Source organism: Ignavibacteria bacterium (assembly GCA_041649015.1).
Taxonomy (GTDB): domain Bacteria; phylum Bacteroidota; class Ignavibacteria; order Tepidaquicellales; family Tepidaquicellaceae; genus CAIKZJ01.
Genome location: JBAZNU010000007.1, coordinates 26,768 through 46,040 on the forward strand (window position 1 = coordinate 26,768; position 19,273 = coordinate 46,040).

Below are 19,273 nucleotides of genomic sequence, written 5' to 3' on the forward strand. Positions count from 1 at the left end.
TTTAATAAATGAACAAAAAATATATCAAGAAACTATTCGAAAATGCTGAGAACAGCAAGATTTGCATTATCGGTGATGTTATGCTGGACAGATACATGTTCGGAGATGTAAACAGGATTTCGCCGGAAGCCCCTGTACAGGTTTTTGACCTTAAAAAGGTTGAAAATAAACTTGGCGGTTCATCTAACGTGTGTTTAAACGTAAAATCTCTTGGAGCAAATCCATATCTTATTGGTGTTATAGGTGATGATGAAATGGGTGATTTGCTAAGAAGTACTATGTTGGAGTCCGGGCAAAATACCGATGGTCTTATTGTAGATAACAAAAGACCCACAACGTGTAAAACAAGAGTTATATCCGATTCACATCATTTGATAAGAATTGATAGTGAATCAAAAGATGATATTGATAAAAAAACTGAGACAAGAATCATTGATAAAATGAATTCAGTCATTGAAGAAATAGACCTTATTATTCTTCAGGATTACAATAAAGGTGTTCTTACAAAATCTGTTATTAAGAGGATTATCGATACAGCTAACATCAAGGGGAAGAGAGTTCTTGTTGATCCTAAGTTTGAAAATTTTTTTGAGTTTAAAAAATCTTTTATTTTTAAACCTAATAGGAAAGAAATTGAAGATGCATTCGGAAGAAAGTCAAAGTCGCCGGAAGATCTTGACGATATGGTCATTTCGCTACTTGACAGATTAAGTTGCGAGAATGTTGTTTTAACTCTTGGTGAGCACGGAATGAGAATTTATCAGAAGAAAAAAGGGAAAGTAACTATAGATTCGATTAAAACAAGAGCTAGAAAGGTTGCTGACGTTTCAGGAGCGGGGGATACTGTAATTTCAACCATTGCATTTTGTCTTGCGGGTGGGGCTGAAGTACATGAATCTGTGTATATTTCAAATATTGCAGCGGGAATAGTTGTAGAGGAAGTAGGTATTGTTCCTATACAAAAAGAAAATCTGCTAAACCTTCTAATATCAGAATTCAAAAACTAAAATGATTTTCACGTTAAAAGATTATTTAGTAATAAGAGAAAGTATAAATGATTTGGTCTTTACAAATGGTTGTTTTGATATTATTCACAGGGGACATGTTGAATACTTAAATCAGGCCAAATCACTCGGAAAATATTTGTTAGTAGGCCTGAATTCAGATGAATCTGTTAGAAAGATTAAAGGTGAAGGAAGACCGATAAACATTGAAGCAGACAGAGCATTTGTACTGAGTAATATAAAATGTGTTGATGCTGTAATAGTATTCAATGAAGATACACCTTATAATCTAATTAAAGCAGTAAGACCTGACATTCTTGTTAAAGGAGGAGACTGGAAAGAAAATATGATTGTTGGTTCAGACGTAGTTAAAAATTACGGAGGTAAGGTTTACAGTTTGAAATATGTTGATTCCTATTCAACATCAAACATTATTGATAAGATACGGAAAGATTGAGTAAAATTGTCTTCAGATATTAAAAATATTGTCGGAACTGAAAAGCTAATTAAAAGTAATCAGGAGAAGATTTCTAAGCCCAAGAAGAAAAGAAAACTATTCCGCAAGTTGTTTCTGATTCTGTTCCTGCTTTTTATTGCTTTAATTATTTTTGTTCAAACATCATTCTTCAAAAATTGGCTGCTTCAATATGGTGTCGATGAGATAAACAAAATACTTTCAGAAAAGGAATCAAGATTAAGTATTGAAAGAATTGAAGGATCAATATTAAAGGATTTCAAGCTTTATAACATTTCCCTTACTGTCAGGAAAGATACGATGTTCAAACTTGATTTACTCGATATTGAATTCAGTCTATCAGGACTTGCGAATAAAGAGATCAAAATCAAATCACTGGTTCTTGAAAAACCTGAGATTAATTTCACAAAGGTTCTTGATAAGAATGACAGCCTTGTCTGGAACATCGGATATCTGCTAGAATCAGAAAAGAAGGAAGAAGATACAACAAAAAGCGAATTTGATTGGAAAATATATGCTGACAATTTTGAAATTAAGAACGGTTCCTTAAGATCGCTGGATGCAAAGGATTCAAGCATACCGATAAGAGATGCAGTAATGAGAAAAATAGATGCACTGACTTCAGACAGCCTTGATGTTTCATCTTTGAACATTAGACTTAATGCACAATACCTTCCCGACGATAAGAATATTAATGTTGAAAATATTTCTTTTAAAACAAATTCTAATTTTAACTTAATCGGTTTATCATTCAATGCTTCTCTGGACAAAGACGACCTTGCTAAAGTTGAAAATCTTAGCTTGGTTACAGAGAAATCCAACATAAAAATTAAGGTTGCTTCCATTGAAAATCTTAATCCACTCAAGAATAAGGTAGACTACTTTGAATTTCAAAAGAAAAACTTTGTGGTTGATATCATTACGGATAAATTTGATTTTGATGATCTCACTTATTTTCTACCGGATATAAATTTTATGAATGGATCAGTATTCCTTAACCTGAAGGCAGACGGTAACTACGCAGATTTTAAGATGGATGAATTATTAGTTACTCTGCCCTATGGTACTACTTTAGATATAAACGGAAGGGTTAAAAATCTGCATGAGCCTTCAAGACTATATTTTGATGTTGATTGCAGGAATGCCGTTCTGAATCCAAAAGATGAAGAGGAAATAACCCCGGGTTTGCCGATACCTGATTACAGTCATCTGGGTATTGTAAGGGCAAGTTTTAAGTTTACAGGTGAACCATTGAAGTTTAATGCTGAAGCTATTGTGAGTTCAACAGCAGGCGATGCAGAAGTCAAAGGATTTCTCGATATTACTCAGAATGAACTTGTATACGATGCTGAAGCTACAACAAAAAATATTGATATTGGGAGAATAATCAAAGATGAAAGTTTGAGAAGTAATATTACGGGAGATTTTATTGTATCCGGCAGAGGAGTTGATTACAAGACCATGGTTAACAAAATATCCTATAATATTAAGAATACGGTTTTGTTTGATCAAAGGATTGAATCGTCAAGTGGTACAATAGATGCAAATTCAGGTAATATAGATCTGAATGTTGATTACAAATCTAATTCTGGTTATGCAAAAATTGACGGCAATATTATTGTAAGAGACATCGATAATCTTGCTTATAACCTTAAAGGTAATGTTAATAATTTAGATATTTCAACGTTTGTTAAGGGATCTGAAAATAGAAGTGATTTAAACTTTACATTCGATGTGCAGGGTAATGGAACAGATATTGATAATCTGACAGGCAAACTGAATGTGCAGATGGATCAATCCATGTTATCAGATTATATGTTACCCTCAAGTCCGTTGTCAATAGAATTTTCGCAGACAGATACAGCAAGAATTGTTAAAGTTGAATCTAACCTGCTTGATCTGACAGCGTCAGGTAAGTTTAGATTTTTAGATTTACCGGGGATAGTTACAAACAATATTGATCAATTATCAGAACAGATTTCCAATAATCTAAATATGGACACGCTCGGATTTTTCTCTAATCCAGAGGTATCTGACTTCAGGATCAGGTCTTATGTACATAATTCCTATTCAACCGACTTAAGATATTATATTAAAATAAAAAGTCTCCTTCCGCTAAACTTAATCCTTCAAGACAGCAGTCTGGTTTTTAAGTGTGACATAAGGGGCAGGCTGCTTAATGACGACAATACGATGGTGTTTTCTGTCGCTGGACGGTTTGAAGATTTTATGTACGGAGATACGACTCTTCTATTCAAAAAAAGTGTTGTAAGAGTTTTTCTGAAAAACGATTATCAGACCAACTTACCATTTTCTTATCTTGCTGATGTAAACTTCCGGGCATCCGATATGTCAGCAGGTAATATTAATTTTGACACGATAGGTGTAGATTTAAACACCTCCTCATATCTTCCAACCTTGTCTGCTTATGTAAAAATTGACTCATCAAAAAGTTTTTATACTCAGGGTGCAGGAATTTTCCTGAAAAGTATAGCCGGAATTCAGTTTGATACTATGAGCATTCAGTTCGATTCGTACAAACTTCACAACGCAGAGCCTATTATGGCAAAATATGTTATTGATGATACAGGAATCTCAAAAAATCATTTTGATATATCCAGTTTTAAACTTACTGATGGAAACCAAAGATTAAACATTTCAGGAATATACTCACTAAACGGTTTCAGTAATATTTCATTATCTGCAGATCGAATAAGCATTGCAAAACTTCAAAAACACTTCAATCCGAATATTGAAAAAAATGACCTGTTAAACGGTAACGTCAGAAGGGTAAAAATTGATTATAAAGGTTCTTTTGAAAATCCGGAACTTAATTTCGAAGCCAATACTGATTTTCTCAGTTCGCAAAAAATCAAGCTTGGAAGAATGGATGCTTTGGTTAATTACAAAAATAATTTATTAAAACCTCAAGTTGCTTTTTACAATCCTAATAATGCAGGTTCGTTGTTAATTGACGGTAGTTTACCTTATGATAATCCGCTTATCGCAAGTAAAAATGAAGTAGACAGAAGTAGTATATTATTAAATCCGGTTGATATAAAAATAGCCAGCAAAGATTTCCAAATAAAGATTCTGGAACAGTTTGTACCGGTGATATCAAGTCTGAAAGGAAGAATGAACGGTGAAATAGATATCAATGGAATTGTTAAAACACCTCAGCTTTCCGGTAATCTTAATGTTAAGAACGGTTCATTTATATTTGATATGACCGGAGTAAATTATGATTTCGACGCATTCCTCTCGACTGAGAAACAAAGACTGAATTTTTCTGATTTTAAGATAACGCATAAAACAGCGAAAAATAAAATTATGAATTTGGGAGGGTATATTGATTTTTCGAATCTGACATTAAATGACATGGAGCTTCGCATAAGAGGAGAAGGTAAATTGCTTGATGAATCAGTTACGCAAAATGTTATGGGTGTATATGGGAATCTATTCGGGAAAACCTCAAACGATTTAGTGTTAAAGGGAAATGCTGATAATTTATACATGACAGGTAACATCGATATAACTGAAGGTAGAATTTCAATAATTCCTCAGTATAAGGTTGCTTATAATATTTATGATGATAACTTTATATATAGGGTCAAAGTCGATTCTTCTATACTAAGAAGCGATACGCTTTTTCTTGCTAAGTATAGTGATAGCCTTTCAATGTTTGAGAAATCAAAACTTGATCCCTTTGACTCTTATTTTAAGTTAATTAACGACACATTGGAAAAGAAAACCCAAGCAAGTAATTTTAAATACTTTATCAAATTAAATACGCTCAAAGATATTTACTGCAGACTTCTTATAGAAGAAAAGTCAGGTCAGGAATTTACAGGAAACGTGTCTGCAAGTATAACTTTTGATAACCTTGAGACCCCTTCATTCTCAACAAGAGGAAGGGTTAATATTGGTGAAAATTCATTCTATAAATTTTATAAAAGTTTTTTAGCTGAAGGGTATGTGCTTTTTACTGGTGATGTTGTTAATCCCGAGTTATACATAAAGGGACTGTATGCCACGAAAACAACTGATCCTAACAATAATAACGCATCAAGAGAAGTTGAAATTAAACTTGATGTTAATGGAAACGCAATGAGTCCCAAATTAAAATGGGAGGTGTTATCAAACGGAAGTACATATGGAGGCAGTGATCCTACTGACGATGCCATAAGCTTTATTGTTTTTGGAAGATTCAAAGATGAACTTAATGCTGACCAGCGTTTATCAATGTTTTCAAGTGTTGGTGCAAATGTGGGAACAAGTTTCGCTTCAAACTATGTATCGGATATTATTAATACATATCTTCCATTTATTGTGAAGACAGATATTACGTATAATGACGCAAAGAAAGGTACTTTTGCCGATAATACAGATATTAGGTTTACAGCACAATTTGGAGGAGCGACTATAATATTAGGAGGACAGATCCTTAGGGATTTATCGAATACAAACTTTCTTATAGAATATCCGCTAAATAACATACTGGGTATTAATAATATATCTCAGAATTTGATAATACAACTTGAAAGGTATTTTGACCCGTTTTCTCAGAACAATGTACTTTCAAATGACAGCAGGACGGGCGGTTCTTTGTTTTACAGAATAAAATTTTAATACAATGAAAATTATTCTAACGTTTACTATTCTCGTTAGTTATTTTGTATTTTCTCAAAACTGTTTGTATTCCAATCCGATAATTAGTGATATAAAATATTCGGAGGTCGAAGTCTATTCTGTAAAAATATCATGGAAGACAAATGAGTTGGCTGATTCCAAAGTAAGATGGATGATTAGTGATTCAAATTATCAAGCAATTGAATATAAGGATTCGTTGTACAATCCTGTGTTGGACACCGTCCATTCTGTTGTGTTAACATTTTTAAATCCTTATACTTTATACAATTATAATATTACTTCTACTTCTTTTTCGGGAAGCACAACAATCCCAAATCAGATGTTTGCTACACAGTCTGTTAATTATGGTAGAATCAGCGTATTTTTTAATAAATCAGTTGATACAACTGTTAACTCAGGGATTATTGCGGAGGGTAATGCAGATTTAAGAGCAAAATTATTAGACCGCATTGTTACATCAGGTTATTACATAGATGCCGTAACAAGTTATTTTGAAGATGCTGCTGAAATAACATCAGAATTAATTAGGGCTCATCAAAATGGAGTAATAATTAGGTTTATCTATGACGGAAAACAAAATTCAAGATGGGTTGACTCATTAATTGCAAATGGAATCAGGGTTGTTAAAAGGAATTATGACAATATCAATGGACATTGTCTTAATGCTAACTACTGGGTTTTTGATGCAAGATGTACTTGTTCGGGACAGAATGTATACGTATGGACATCATCCGCATCTATATCAAATAAAGGCTTTTACGAAGATAAAAACTCAGCAATTGAAATAAACGATAGAACTCTTGCTTATATATACACAAGAGAAATTGATGAAATGTGGGGATCGTATTCTAATTATCCGGATACAACACTCTCAAAATTTGGCTCAAACAAAAAGGATAATGTTCCTCATATTGTTAATCTTAATGGAGTGTATGCGGAAGTATATTTCGGACCATCGGATAGCGTTCATTCTCAAATGAAAAAGTTTTTTAGTAAATCATTATCCACCATTGTATTCAGTACTTATGATTTTAATTCTCAGAGTATTTTTGATGCATTGTATAATATCAGAATTGAAAGAAACATCAGAGGTATTTTTGATAAGTCAAAACTTAATATACCATTCTTTAACTCTATGAAATTATGGGCTGATATTTGGCAGGATTCAACGGCAGGTAATATGCATCATAAATATATGATTTCCGACCCGACAGGTAATTACAATACATCATCTGTTTTAATGGGGTCAGCAGACTGGACAAATGAATCAAACCTTTTCAATGACGAAAATATCTTAGTGATACACAGTCCAATGGTTGCTAATCAATATTATCAGGAATTTCATCAAAGGTACAAAGAAGTGAGCGGACATCTTGTAAATATTCATACTTTTTCGAATGAATTACCTTCTGATTTCAAACTTTACCAGAATTATCCAAATCCTTTTAATGCACAAACAGTAATTAGATTTTCTGTGAATAAAACAACAGATGTAAAACTTCAGTTGTATAATGTCCTTGGTCAGTTAGTTAAGGAACTTGTCAATTCAAGATTCAGTCCGGGCGTTTATCAGGTCACTATTAACAGCAGTTTACTTTCAAGCGGAATTTATTATTATATACTGAGGTCTGAAGGATACTCGGATGTTAAAAAACTTGTTGTAACTAAATAAAATATAATCAAACTGCATAAAGAAATAATTGAATTTTTAAGGAAGAACAAAGGAACTCACTATAAATTTAACCATTTATCAGGAAATCTTCATATACCAAATACTGACAGGGGTTTATTAAGAGAAGCTTTGAGTGATCTCGTAATATCTGATGATATCAAAAAAGATGGAAAATATTATTTCATTCCTGCCGAAGATAATACTTATTTAACGGGTGATGTGGTAATAAGTAATAATGAATCTATTGCAGTTCAATACAGAGATTCTTCGGGCAAGATTCTTGTACTTGATATCAAACTGAAGAAGGGGCAGACTGTCTCGATAGGGGATAAGGTAGAATTCAGGCGTTCATATAAAGGAAAGACGGGGAATGAATTTGCAAGAATTACGAAAGTAATTAACAAGGATGCGTATTATATAACAGGTTTTTTTGACCCCAAGAGAAGCTTTGCTAAAGTTTATCCTGATTCAAAGAGAATTCGTGCTGATGTAATTGTAAGGAAACCTGATTTTAATGGTGCACAATATGGCGATAAGGTTGTTTGTGAAATTATTAATGTGGATGATATTGAAAGCGGTGTAGTTGACCTTGAGGCAAGGGTTGTTGAAGTTCTCGGTAAAGCAGGTGATACGCTTGTTGAGGTAAAGTCTGTTATGAAGAAATATGGTTTTACAGATAGGTTTGATGATATTGTTGTTGAAGAAACTGCTAATGTTTATAAAGAATACAAGGAAAAGTCGGAAATTGGTTCAGTGAATTCCGATCGGGAAGATTTAAGAGAATTAACTATCTTTACTATTGACCCTGAAGATGCAAAAGATTTTGATGATGCTGTTTCAATTCAGAAAATAAAAGATGGATTTATAATTGGAGTTCATATAGCTGATGTATCTTATTTTGTAAAGGATGGTTCTTCTATTGATGTAGAAGCATTTAAACGTGCTACGAGCGTGTATTTCCCTGCAAAAGTAATCCCGATGCTTCCCGAAATTTTATCAAATGATTTATGTTCATTGAAACCTAATGTTGACAGGTATGCTTTCACTATTTTTATTGAGTTGGGAAAAAACTATGATGTTAAAAATTACAGGTTGACAAAAAGTCTTATTAAAAGTAAAAGACGTTTTACTTATGAAGAGGCACAAGAGATAATAGAAAAGAAGAAGGGCGATTTTGTAAAAGAATTACTTTTATTGCATAAAGTTGCTCAAGCATTGACAAAGAAGAGAATTAACGAAGGCTCGATAGATTTCGATACACGTGAATTATATTTCGAGATTGATTCTAAAGGTCTTATAAGAAGTATTGGTGTGAAAGAAAGATTGGATTCGATGCGACTCATTGAAGAGTTTATGCTCATGGCAAACAGATGCGTTACTCAGTTTGTCAGTAATCTTGAAAAGCAAATACGTCAGCCGCTTCCTTTTGTATTCCGAGTTCATGATTTGCCGGATGCTGATAAACTTTTTAATCTATCGGAGTTTATAAGACAATTCGGTTACAAAGCAAACCTCAAAGATAAAAATGAAATCCGTAAACTGCTCGAAATGGTGAAGGGAAAACCAGAAGAATTTATTATTAATGATTTGCTTATACGGTCCATGGCGAAAGCAGTTTACACGAATGAGAATATCGGACATTATGGATTAGGTTTCGATGACTATACACATTTCACATCTCCTATACGCAGATATCCAGACTTAATCGTTCACAGACTTCTTTATCTTTACAATAATTATAATTCAAAAGAGGAGAAACTTAAAATTCCTCAACGATATCAAAATTCACTTGGCGATACCTGCAAGCACTGCTCGGTTCAGGAGCAGAATGCTGTTGCAGCAGAAAGAGAAGTGAAAAAGATTTTGCAGGTTGAATTTATAAAGGATAAAGTAGGGGATGAATTTAATGCTATCGTTTCCGGGATAAGCAGGTTTGGACTTTTCGTAGAAATTGATGATTTTATGGTTGAGGGTATGGTAAGATTCCGTGATATTCCGGGTGATTATTATGAGTATGACGAAAAGAACCACTGTGCCATTGGTACAAGAAAGCGTAAGATGTTTAAAGCAGGCGACCGTTTAAGAGTAAAACTTATACAAGCAAATACTGAGACCCGCAAGATAGATTTTGTAATAGTATAATTTACTTCCGATATTACTCCATTCGTAAGGAATGCACCTTATTCATTACAGGGACGACTAAATTATTATCAGAAACTTTTTTCTCAAAATCACTTCGGAATTTCTTTATAGTCCATTTCACAGGCCATGCTGCGGCATCGCCGAGTGCACAGATAGTATTTCCTTCGATGTTCTCAGCAACAGAGGTCAGCAAATCCAAATCCTGAAGTCTTCCTTCTCCTGAATCAATTCTCTTCAAGACTCTTAACAGCCAGCCCGTACCCTCGCGGCAAGGTGTACATTGTCCGCAGGATTCATGATAGTAGAATTTAGATATACGAATCAAAACTTTAAGTATATCAGTATCTTCATCCATAACCATAACGCCCGCAGTGCCGATTGAAGAACCAAATTCCTTAAGACTTTCATTATCCATCTTAGCGCTCAGGCATTCTTCTTTAGTGAGAGGGGGCATTGAAGAACCTCCCGGGATAACCATTTTTATATCCTTGCCGTTTGTAACACCGCCGCAGATATCATTAATAATCGTCATCAAAGGAGTGCCTGTCGGTAATTCGTATACACCGGGTTTGTTTACGTGTCCGCTGACACCAAAAAGTAAAGTACCCGGATGTTTGGGGGCACCAATTCCCGTAAACCATGCAGCGCCGTTATTAATTATTTCAGGAACGTTTGTAAGTGTTTCGATATTATTAATTGTAGTAGGGCAACCCCACAAGCCGTAAGCAGCAGGAAAAGGCGGCTTCACCCTTGGGTATCCCCGTTTGCCTTCGACTGAATTCATTAAAGCAGATTCCTCGCCGCAGATATATGCACCCGCACCTCTATGTATATAAATATCCGTCGAGAAATTACTTCCTAAAATATTTTTTCCTACATATCCCTTCTTATAAGCATCATCAAGAGCATCCTGAAGTAGGTTTATCCATTTATAATACTCGCCTCTTATATAAACGTAAGCAGCTTTAATTCCCATTGCATAACATGCAAGCAGTGTTCCTTCAATAAACTGATGAGGATTCTTTTCAAAGATTTCTCTATCCTTAAAACTGCCGGGTTCTGATTCATCACCGTTGCAGCAAAGATACTTATCCTTATCAGTTTGCTTTGGCATGAAAGTCCATTTCAAACCTGTCGGGAAGCATGCACCTCCTCGACCTCGGAGATTTGAGCTTTTGACTTCATTAGTAACCTCATCAGGTGCCATCTCCTTAATAGCTTTGCGGATAGCCTTATAACCGCCGTTTGCTTCATAAACATCAATCTTATGTAAATCAGGAATATCTTTTAGAATTATTTTCATATATTATTTCAAGTTCAATGTTGGATTAAATATAAGAACAATTAATGAGACTTTTTAAAGTCGTCTATAAGTTTATCGAAACTTTCAACAGTAAGATTTTCGTAGTACTCTTTGTTATTAACCTGAATCATCGGAGCGGTACCGCAGCTTCCGAGACACTCAACCTCCTCAATAGTGAACAACTTGTCTTCTGTAGTTTCATTATTCTTTATACCAAGTTTTTCGGATGCGAGTTTAAATAAATCATATCCTCCTCTAAGCATACATGAAACGTTAGTGCATATCTGCAAATGGTATTTTCCGCGGGGTTGTTTATTAAACATTGTATAGAAAGTAACTACGCCGAGAATATGCTCATAAGATACTTTAAGCAAATCGCCGACATATATCATTGAATCTTCTGATATCCAACCTTCTTTTTCCTGTACCATCCAGAGCACAGGCAGTAAAGCCGCCTGTGAAGACGGGTAACGGGATTTAATCTCTTCTACTTTCTTTAATTCTTCTTCGTTAAATAATGACATCTTAATAAAATTAATTTTACTTATCTGCTTCGCCCATTACAGGGTCAAGTCCTCCGATAATTACGACAGAATCGGAAATAAAGGAATCCTTCATCATAACCGGAAGTCCCTGAAGGTTGCTAAACGATGGCGAGCGTATTTTCATTCTGAACGGATGACCGCTTCCGTCGCTTATAATATAAAAACCGAGTTCACCTTTTGAAGATTCAATTGCACCGTATGATTCGCCAACAGGAGGGTTCTGTCCGAAATTAATCAGCATAAAATCGTTTATGAGCTCTTCCATCTTTGTGTATATCTTCTCTTTTTTAGGAAGAGTTTTCGTTGGGGCTATTGCATTTACCTGTCCTCCGGGAAGGTTATCAAGGCATTGTCTGATTATTTTTACAGACTCATACATCTCCTGAAACCTTACCCAGAATCGAGCGAGGCAATCGCTTTCAGTTGCTGTAATAACATCAAAGTCCATTTTATCGTAAACAAGGTAAGGTTCATCCCGTCTTAAATCTCTTTCAACACCCGCTGCTCGGAGAATGGGACCGTTGATACCATAATTTATAATATCTTCTTTAGACATGTAACCGATACCTTCAAGTCTGTCCACAAATATTTTGTTACGTTCTATTATATCTCTCATTTCTTTCAGATAACCGGGAAACTCATCAATAAACTTTCGTGTAGCAGCGATTGCTTCATCAGAGATATCATTTGCAACGCCGCCGATACGTGTATAAGAAGTTGTGAAACGAACTCCCACAAAAATATCATATATATCAAGAATCTTTTCGCGTTCACGCATGCACCATAGAAAAGGAGTTAAGCCGCCTGTATCCATGACAGTTGTACCGTAGGCAATAAGGTGCGACTGAATTCTACCGAGTTCTGCACATATTGTTCTGATGTACGTTCCGCGTTCCGGTACTTCGAGATTAAGAAGTTTTTCTACAGCAAGAGCATAAGCAACGTTATTGTGAATCGGCTGAAGGTAATCCAATCTATCTGTATGAGGAATAAACTCATGGTATGACATATTTTCAGCAAGTTTTTCATAACCCCTGTGCAGGTATCCGAGGTCAGGAACGATTCGTTTAATAGTTTCACCGTCAAGAGAAATCAGAAGTCTAAGAACACCATGCGTAGCTGGGTGCTGAGGACCCATATTAAGAACCATTTCATTCTCGAGAACATCGTCAAATTCTATACTTAAATCCGAAGACTCGAGAGCCTCAAGAATTTTAGACTTAGGAATTTCCGGGTCGTTTTCTTTTAATCTTTGATATACTGAATGCGTCATAGTAATTTATTTCTTTGGTAAATAAAGAGAATCGGGAATACCCATAAGCGGAAAGTCTTTTCTGAGCGGGTGGTACTCGAACTCTTCCGGCATATAAATTCTTCTTAAATCAGGATGTCCTTTAAAGATAATACCAAACATATCGTAGGCTTCACGTTCATACCAGTTTGTACCCGTCCAAACCGGGGTCAATGATGGTGTCTCGGGATTCTTGGTATCGAGCAGGACTTTCAAAAACAATCTGTCTTTGAAAGTAAGAGAATACAGACTATAAATAATTTCAAACCTGTTCTTTTTCTGAAACCTATCAACTCCAATCGCATCCCTGCACATCTCAAACGACAGTTCTTTATCGTTTTTTAATAAACCGGCAATTTCAAGAACATTATCGGGTGCTGCAATAATACCGGGTGTACCGTTGATATCATAAAACTCGATATTGAAATTCTTTAACTTATCTTTAATAATATTTAATCTTTCCATTATAAAATTTTAAGGAAAATAAAAATTCGGGTAATCAATAAAAATAACAAAAAGTATGGGCTTTAAATTCATAAAATACACAAAATACATGTTTTTATCTGAAATATTCATATTTACTGAGAAATGTGAATTTTGAAACGTAAAGATATGTTATAAAAGCAAAATAAATAAATCAAATAAATGAAAAGAACATTTTTAGCATTAATTTTAATAACATTGATTGGATGCGCAAAAGCACAGAATCCAAGCATAACGCTTGTAGATGCATATCCGAATCTTACTTTTAATAAGGCGCTGCATTTAACTCATGCAGGGGACGGAACGAACAGGGTGTTTGTAGTTACGCAGGTGGGTCAAATAATTGTATTTCCGAATGACTCAAACGTAACTGCTGCACAGACGAATGTATTTCTCAATGTATCTAATAAGATTTCATCATCATCGGGTGAGCAGGGATTGCTGGGACTTGCGTTTCATCCGAATTATTCTACAAACGGATATATCTTTATAAATTATACGGCGGGTTCACCCTTGAGGACAGTTGTTTCGAGGTTCAAGGTACAGTCGAGCAACCCCAATAAAATTGACTCTTTAAGCGAGTATAAAATTTTCGAGATAAACCAGCCTTTTTCGAATCATAACGGCGGTACTGTTATGTTCGGACAGGACGGCTATCTTTACGTGGGAATGGGTGACGGTGGAAGTGGGGGAGATCCTAACGGCAATGCTCAGAACCTTCAGGTACTTCTTGGAAAGATGTTAAGAATTGATATCAATGACACGACAGCGACAAAAAGATATGTTATACCGACAACAAATCCGTTTTATAACAATCCGACAGCAGGTAAAGAAGAAATTTTCACATGGGGAATGAGAAATCCCTGGAAGTATAGTCAGGACCCTGTAACAGGGCTTATATACTGTGCGGACGTGGGTCAGGGCAACTGGGAAGAGATTGACATTATTGAAAACGGGAAGAACTACGGCTGGAAAGTCATGGAAGGATTTGTATGTTACAGTCCTTCAACAGGATGTGATACTTCGGGAAAGAAACTTCCAATTAAAGCATATAATCACAGCGCAGGGGATTGTTCTGTCACAGGTGGTTATGTTTACAGAGGTGACAGAAGACCTGAATTAAGAGGTGCATACATTTATGGCGATTACTGTTCAGGAAGAATATGGATGCTGAGGTATAACAATGGAGTAGTGACCTCAGATTCATTGCTGACTCAGAAATCTATGGCATTAACATCCTTCGGTGTTGACCAGTACAATGAGCTTTATGTGCTTGCATCAGCTGCATCGGGGAAGATTTGGCGGTTTAATAAAAGCCCTCTTGCAACAGGAATTGAAAACAACGAATTGAAACTTGAAGGATATAACCTGTATCAGAATTATCCTAATCCGTTTAATCCAAGTACGATGATTAGTTACTACCTGCCGAAAACGGGAATTGTCAAACTGCAGGTTTTTGACGTGAACGGTAAACACGTAAGAACGTTGGTAAACAGTTCACAATCATCGGGAAGATATAACGTTAATTTTAACGGTACGGATGAAAATGGGAAAAATATCCCGAGCGGAATTTATTTTTATACGCTTTCATCGGATAATTTTACAGAGACAAGAAAAATGCTGATGATAAAATAATCAGGCAAGAATTGACCATAAAAAAACCCGCTTCTTTGAGGCGGGTTTTTTGTTTATATAGGGTAGTTTAAAGACTCTGATTCGCACAAAAAAGGAGAGACCAATTTGAGGCCAATTAGAGTACAAGATAGAGCCAATCAAAGACTGACTTTTCAAGAGGAATTTATGACTGAAAACAGCCCATTTTGTTTTTTGAAAATATAGCGGAGATACTATATTATGACAATTTTATTCCCACTCAATAGTTGCAGGTGGTTTTGAACTGATATCGTAAACGACGCGGTTAACGCCTTTAACTGAATTTATTATTTTGTTTGAAACGATCGTCAGAAATTCTTTTTCGAACTGATAGAAGTCGGCAGTCATACCGTCTGTAGAAGTAACGGCTCTTAGCCCGACTACGTTTTCATAGCTGCGTTCATCTCCCATAACGCCGACAGTCTGAACGGGGAGGAGGACTGCAAAAGCCTGCCAGATTTTATCGTAAAGTTTAAAGTTGTAAAGTTCGTTAATAAAAATATCATCCACATCGCGAAGAAGTTCGAGCTTGGGTTTTGTCAAATCGCTTAATACCCTTACAGCAAGACCGGGACCCGGGAATGGGTGACGGTTTATAAATTGCTTCGGCAATCCGAGTTTAAAACCAATCTTTCTTACTTCGTCTTTAAACAGTTCGCGGAAGGGTTCAATAAGTTTTAAGTTCATTTTTGCAGGCAGCCCCCCGACGTTATGATGAGATTTAATAGTGACAGAGGGACCCTTGAAAGAAACTGATTCGATAACGTCGGGATACAGTGTTCCCTGAACAAGATATTTAATCTTGATTCCTCTTTTACGCAGCTTCTTTGCCTCGGCTTCGAACACATCGATAAAAGTTTTACCTATTATTTTCCTTTTCTTTTCCGGGTCAACAACTCCCTTTAATCTTTTAAGGAATAACTCCGAGGCATCAGCAAAGATAAGATTAAACTTAAAATGTTTTATAAATAAATCTATGATTTGTTTGCTTTCGTTTTTTCTCATCAGGCCGTTATCGATATGAATACAAATTAATTTATGCCTGATTGCTTTTTGCACGAGAACAGCAGCGACTGAAGAATCCACACCGCCGCTGAGAGCGCAGATTACATAATCGTTTCCGGCAATGTCCTTGATATCCTTTATCTTTTGGTGAATAAAGGATACGGGCTTAAACAGGTTTTTAACTTTGCATATTTTGAATGCAAAATTTTCGAGTATAGTAAGTCCTTTTTCAGTGTGGATTACTTCGGGATGAAACTGCAGGGCATAAATATTTTCATTTGTATTTTCGAAACTGCTTATGTGTCCGTTTGAACTTCTTGCAGTGACTTTAAAGCCATGAGGAAGTTTGTCAACCGAGTCGCCATGGCTCATCCAGACATTGAGGTTTGCCGGGCATCCTTTGTACATAGCTGATTTCAGTGTTTTTACCTTTGTATGACCATATTCTCTAACTCTTGCCTTATGTATTTTACCTCCTGATTTTTTTGCTAAAAGCTGAAGTCCATAGCATACACCGAGAATAGGGACATTCAAATTCCGAATGAATAAATAATCTGATTCACTAATATCGGGTGAGTTTTTTTCAAGAACGCTTGCAGGTCCGCCTGAAAGGACTATACCTTTGAGTGAATAAACATTTTTACTTAGTAAGTATTTTTCAACGTCTATGCTGAACGGCTGGATTTCACAGTAAACGTTCAGTTCACGAAGCCTTCGCGCAATGAGCTGCGTGTACTGTGAACCAAAATCAAGAATGAGTATTATATCAGTTTTCATTTAACTTTTATTCTTTGAAAATTTATTTATAGCAAGTTTTAACGCTCCGTTAACCGCATTTACGGGATTTTCGAGAATAAGAAATTCCTTTTGGAAATTTGTTATTATCAAATTTCTAAGTGTATCAGAGAAGTAATTTTTATTTTCTATGAGACTGCCTGCAAAGGCAATATTAAGCTTAGCATCAGAGCTGTGCTTCTTCTCGAATGCATCAAAGAGTTCGAGAAGATTTTCTATCTCTGCTTCAACAACGTGCCTGCACAAAAGGTCTCCTTTTTCAGCTTGCTCTACGATGAAAGGGGAGAGGGAAGCAATGTCAAACTTTTTATGATAGACTGTATCTATTATGTTTCTTCTGTTTATTTGGAATTTTTCTTCGAGAAGTTTTTCGATATCTGCTTGCTCATCGTACCTGTCAAAATATTTAACGAGTTTTTTAAGGAAGTTAAGTGCAAGGAAATAACTGCTGCCGTCGTCGCCGAGAATTTTTCCCCAGCCTCCAAGTCTTATAATTTCACCGTCAATTCTTCCGAATAAGACCGAGCCGGTACCGCAGATAAGAACTAAACCGTCCTTATCTCCGTGTGCATCCTCGAATGCGATTATAGTATCTGACTCAATAATTATATTGTCGAATTTAAGTATTTCTTTGAGAGAATCAGTTATCTCATCTTTATTTGCGGCTGACCTTGCCCCTGCAACACCGGCGCATATACCAAGGCAATCAGTTATGTTTTGATTAAACTGATTCAAGAAAAGATTAATATTATTGGCAGTATGCAATGAAAAATCAAGGCAGCCCGCTGTAGAATAATGAATTGCAGGAAAAACAACGGAATGTATTACTTTAAAATCAGAGCCGCAAGCAGAGATTCTGCAATTAGTACCTCCTGAATCAATGCCAATAAAAAAACCGTTATAATTCATAAATAAATGTATGAAAAATCCGAAAAACTTGAAACTGAAATAAGAAAAATTATGCGGTGTATTAAGAAAATTCACTTGCTTTAATTATATAATGAAATTATCTTTATACAAATAAATATATGATTAATAAGGTTACTAAAATACTATTCTTTGTTTTGGTTACAGTCGGTATTGCATACGCGGGTTTGACATTTGAGTATTTCACGGGAAAAACAAATTCTGACGGTATAATGCTTGAATGGAAAACCGGAGACGAAAATGGAACAGTTAAGTTTGAAATAGAGCGCAGTGCTTCCACACCTAACAGTTTTATTTATGTCAAAACATTAAGTGCAACCGGCAGTAATTCATACTATTCGTATCAGGATAACGGAGTTGATGTTAACAAATCCACGTCATCCGTTTATTATTACAGACTTAAATGCATAAACGGCAATGGGAGTTATACCTATACGAACACAATAACTGTGGTGCATACTGTTTCCGGCATAAAAAATACCTGGGGTAGCATAAAAGCTATATTCAGATAAGAATTTTTTAAATATTAATTTTTAAAAAAGGAGAGGGAATGGCAGAATCTACAAGAAATCTTAATATTACACCTGAAGAAATCGAATCAGGAAAAACAATGGCGTTTGTCGCTTATTTGATTTTCTTTATTCCACTTTTGATGGATGAATACAAGAAGAACAAATTTGTGATGTATCACACAGAACAATCGATAGTATTATTGATAGTAAACATACTCGTCAATATAATCGGTGTCGTAACATGCGGATTCGGATATATACTGTATATAGCCGTAATCGTGTTTTACATAATGGGAATAATAAATGCATTCGGCGGAAAAGTAGTACCGCTGCCATTAATAGGACAATACGGAGAGAAGTTCAATTTAGTTAAATAATTGAGCATAGACCGGCTTTTAGAAAATAAGAAATTTCAAGGAACTGCGGTTATAACAGCCGCAGTTTTTTTTATTATCGTTTTATTCTTCTGGGACCCGGCAGTTTTAAATTACTATCCGCCTTGTTTGTTTCAGTCTGTTACGGGGTTGCTTTGCCCGGGCTGCGGCGGAATGAGAGGTACGCATGAGATACTGCACTTTAATTTTAACGAAGCTTATGTTTTAAATCCTCTTGTTTATGTTTCCACACCGCTTATCTTTTATTCTATTGTTTATTTTATTGAACTGGTAGTTTTTAATAAACAACTGCCTAAAGTACCTGTAAACTCAAGAACTATAACAATTGCGGCAATCGTTGTACTGCTATTCTGGATATTCAGAAATTTGTAATGGGGGTGATTAAATAATCATTCTATCAAGATCTTGCAATATCTTATTA

Annotated in this window: 15 protein-coding genes; 9 read left to right on the top strand and 6 right to left on the bottom strand. The window is 35.4% G+C overall.

What is annotated here, in order from left to right; all coding sequences use genetic code 11:
* Nucleotides 1–8: 8 nt before the first annotated feature.
* The 5 genes from rfaE1 to rnr are packed head-to-tail and all read left to right on the top strand — an operon-like array spanning nucleotide 9 to nucleotide 9,943.
* Nucleotides 9–1,007, top strand: coding sequence for a D-glycero-beta-D-manno-heptose-7-phosphate kinase (gene rfaE1, locus WC644_11260; GenBank protein MFA5012514.1), 999 nt, complete (start codon nucleotides 9–11; stop codon nucleotides 1,005–1,007).
* 1 nt (nucleotide 1,008) lies between these two features.
* Complete coding sequence (gene rfaE2, locus WC644_11265; protein MFA5012515.1) at nucleotides 1,009–1,461, top strand: D-glycero-beta-D-manno-heptose 1-phosphate adenylyltransferase; 453 nt, start codon at nucleotides 1,009–1,011, stop codon at nucleotides 1,459–1,461.
* 6 nt (nucleotides 1,462–1,467) lie between these two features.
* Entirely contained in the window at nucleotides 1,468–6,108 is a 4,641-nt protein-coding gene (locus tag WC644_11270; protein ID MFA5012516.1) for a translocation/assembly module TamB domain-containing protein, read from the top strand.
* A 4-nt stretch (nucleotides 6,109–6,112) separates the two neighbouring features.
* Nucleotides 6,113–7,801: a phospholipase D-like domain-containing protein gene (locus WC644_11275; GenBank protein ID MFA5012517.1), complete on the top strand. Its 1,689-nt coding sequence runs from the start codon at nucleotides 6,113–6,115 to the stop codon at nucleotides 7,799–7,801.
* A 12-nt stretch (nucleotides 7,802–7,813) separates the two neighbouring features.
* Entirely contained in the window at nucleotides 7,814–9,943 is a 2,130-nt protein-coding gene (gene rnr / locus WC644_11280; GenBank protein MFA5012518.1) for a ribonuclease R, read from the top strand.
* 13 nt (nucleotides 9,944–9,956) lie between these two features.
* Here the strand turns inward: rnr and nuoF are convergent, their stop codons facing one another.
* The 4 genes from nuoF to WC644_11300 are packed head-to-tail and all read right to left on the bottom strand — an operon-like array spanning nucleotide 9,957 to nucleotide 13,547.
* Nucleotides 9,957–11,246 carry an NADH-quinone oxidoreductase subunit NuoF gene (nuoF, locus tag WC644_11285; GenBank protein MFA5012519.1) on the bottom strand — a complete coding sequence of 430 codons (1,290 nt, stop codon included), beginning with the start codon at nucleotides 11,244–11,246 and terminating at the stop codon, nucleotides 9,957–9,959.
* 41 nt (nucleotides 11,247–11,287) lie between these two features.
* Nucleotides 11,288–11,770: an NAD(P)H-dependent oxidoreductase subunit E gene (locus WC644_11290; GenBank protein MFA5012520.1), complete on the bottom strand. Its 483-nt coding sequence runs from the start codon at nucleotides 11,768–11,770 to the stop codon at nucleotides 11,288–11,290.
* 16 nt (nucleotides 11,771–11,786) lie between these two features.
* Nucleotides 11,787–13,064, bottom strand: coding sequence for an NADH dehydrogenase (quinone) subunit D (gene nuoD / locus WC644_11295; protein ID MFA5012521.1), 1,278 nt, complete (start codon nucleotides 13,062–13,064; stop codon nucleotides 11,787–11,789).
* Nucleotides 13,065–13,070: 6 nt separating this feature from the next.
* Nucleotides 13,071–13,547 carry an NADH-quinone oxidoreductase subunit C gene (locus WC644_11300; protein MFA5012522.1) on the bottom strand — a complete coding sequence of 159 codons (477 nt, stop codon included), beginning with the start codon at nucleotides 13,545–13,547 and terminating at the stop codon, nucleotides 13,071–13,073.
* Nucleotides 13,548–13,727: 180 nt separating this feature from the next.
* Here WC644_11300 and WC644_11305 point away from each other — a divergent pair, with 180 nt between their 5' ends.
* Nucleotides 13,728–15,200 carry a PQQ-dependent sugar dehydrogenase gene (locus WC644_11305; protein MFA5012523.1) on the top strand — a complete coding sequence of 491 codons (1,473 nt, stop codon included), beginning with the start codon at nucleotides 13,728–13,730 and terminating at the stop codon, nucleotides 15,198–15,200.
* Nucleotides 15,201–15,428: 228 nt separating this feature from the next.
* Here WC644_11305 and guaA read toward each other — a convergent pair whose 3' ends face one another.
* Together guaA and WC644_11315 are read right to left on the bottom strand one after the other, a co-directional pair.
* Nucleotides 15,429–17,000, bottom strand: coding sequence for a glutamine-hydrolyzing GMP synthase (guaA, locus tag WC644_11310; GenBank protein MFA5012524.1), 1,572 nt, complete (start codon nucleotides 16,998–17,000; stop codon nucleotides 15,429–15,431).
* The gene (locus WC644_11315; GenBank protein ID MFA5012525.1) at nucleotides 17,001–17,927 is read right to left on the bottom strand and encodes a BadF/BadG/BcrA/BcrD ATPase family protein; all 927 of its coding nucleotides are present in this window, start codon (nucleotides 17,925–17,927) and stop codon (nucleotides 17,001–17,003) included.
* Nucleotides 17,928–18,046: 119 nt separating this feature from the next.
* Here WC644_11315 and WC644_11320 point away from each other — a divergent pair, with 119 nt between their 5' ends.
* Genes WC644_11320 through WC644_11330 form a run of 3 tightly spaced genes read left to right on the top strand, consistent with a single transcriptional unit; the run spans nucleotide 18,047 to nucleotide 19,224 of the window.
* Nucleotides 18,047–18,457: a hypothetical protein gene (locus WC644_11320; protein MFA5012526.1), complete on the top strand. Its 411-nt coding sequence runs from the start codon at nucleotides 18,047–18,049 to the stop codon at nucleotides 18,455–18,457.
* A gap of 38 nt (nucleotides 18,458–18,495) precedes the next feature.
* Entirely contained in the window at nucleotides 18,496–18,834 is a 339-nt protein-coding gene (locus tag WC644_11325; GenBank protein ID MFA5012527.1) for a hypothetical protein, read from the top strand.
* A complete protein-coding gene (locus tag WC644_11330) occupies nucleotides 18,835–19,224 on the top strand; it encodes a DUF2752 domain-containing protein (protein ID MFA5012528.1) in 390 nt (129 codons plus the stop codon).
* The last annotated feature ends 49 nt before the right edge of the window (nucleotides 19,225–19,273 follow it).

What these genes read in the sequence shown, in the direction of transcription:
- rfaE1 (MFA5012514.1), top strand. Translation starts at nt 9, where the DNA reads ATGAACAAAAAATATATCAAGAAACTATTCGAAAATGCTGAGAACAGC.
- rfaE2 (MFA5012515.1), top strand. Translation starts at nt 1,009, where the DNA reads ATGATTTTCACGTTAAAAGATTATTTAGTAATAAGAGAAAGTATAAAT.
- WC644_11275 (MFA5012517.1), top strand. Translation starts at nt 6,113, where the DNA reads ATGAAAATTATTCTAACGTTTACTATTCTCGTTAGTTATTTTGTATTT.
- nuoF (MFA5012519.1), bottom strand. Translation starts at nt 11,246, where the DNA reads ATGAAAATAATTCTAAAAGATATTCCTGATTTACATAAGATTGATGTT.
- WC644_11290 (MFA5012520.1), bottom strand. Translation starts at nt 11,770, where the DNA reads ATGTCATTATTTAACGAAGAAGAATTAAAGAAAGTAGAAGAGATTAAA.
- nuoD (MFA5012521.1), bottom strand. Translation starts at nt 13,064, where the DNA reads ATGACGCATTCAGTATATCAAAGATTAAAAGAAAACGACCCGGAAATT.
- WC644_11300 (MFA5012522.1), bottom strand. Translation starts at nt 13,547, where the DNA reads ATGGAAAGATTAAATATTATTAAAGATAAGTTAAAGAATTTCAATATC.
- WC644_11305 (MFA5012523.1), top strand. Translation starts at nt 13,728, where the DNA reads ATGAAAAGAACATTTTTAGCATTAATTTTAATAACATTGATTGGATGC.
- guaA (MFA5012524.1), bottom strand. Translation starts at nt 17,000, where the DNA reads ATGAAAACTGATATAATACTCATTCTTGATTTTGGTTCACAGTACACG.
- WC644_11315 (MFA5012525.1), bottom strand. Translation starts at nt 17,927, where the DNA reads ATGAATTATAACGGTTTTTTTATTGGCATTGATTCAGGAGGTACTAAT.
- WC644_11320 (MFA5012526.1), top strand. Translation starts at nt 18,047, where the DNA reads ATGATTAATAAGGTTACTAAAATACTATTCTTTGTTTTGGTTACAGTC.
- WC644_11325 (MFA5012527.1), top strand. Translation starts at nt 18,496, where the DNA reads ATGGCAGAATCTACAAGAAATCTTAATATTACACCTGAAGAAATCGAA.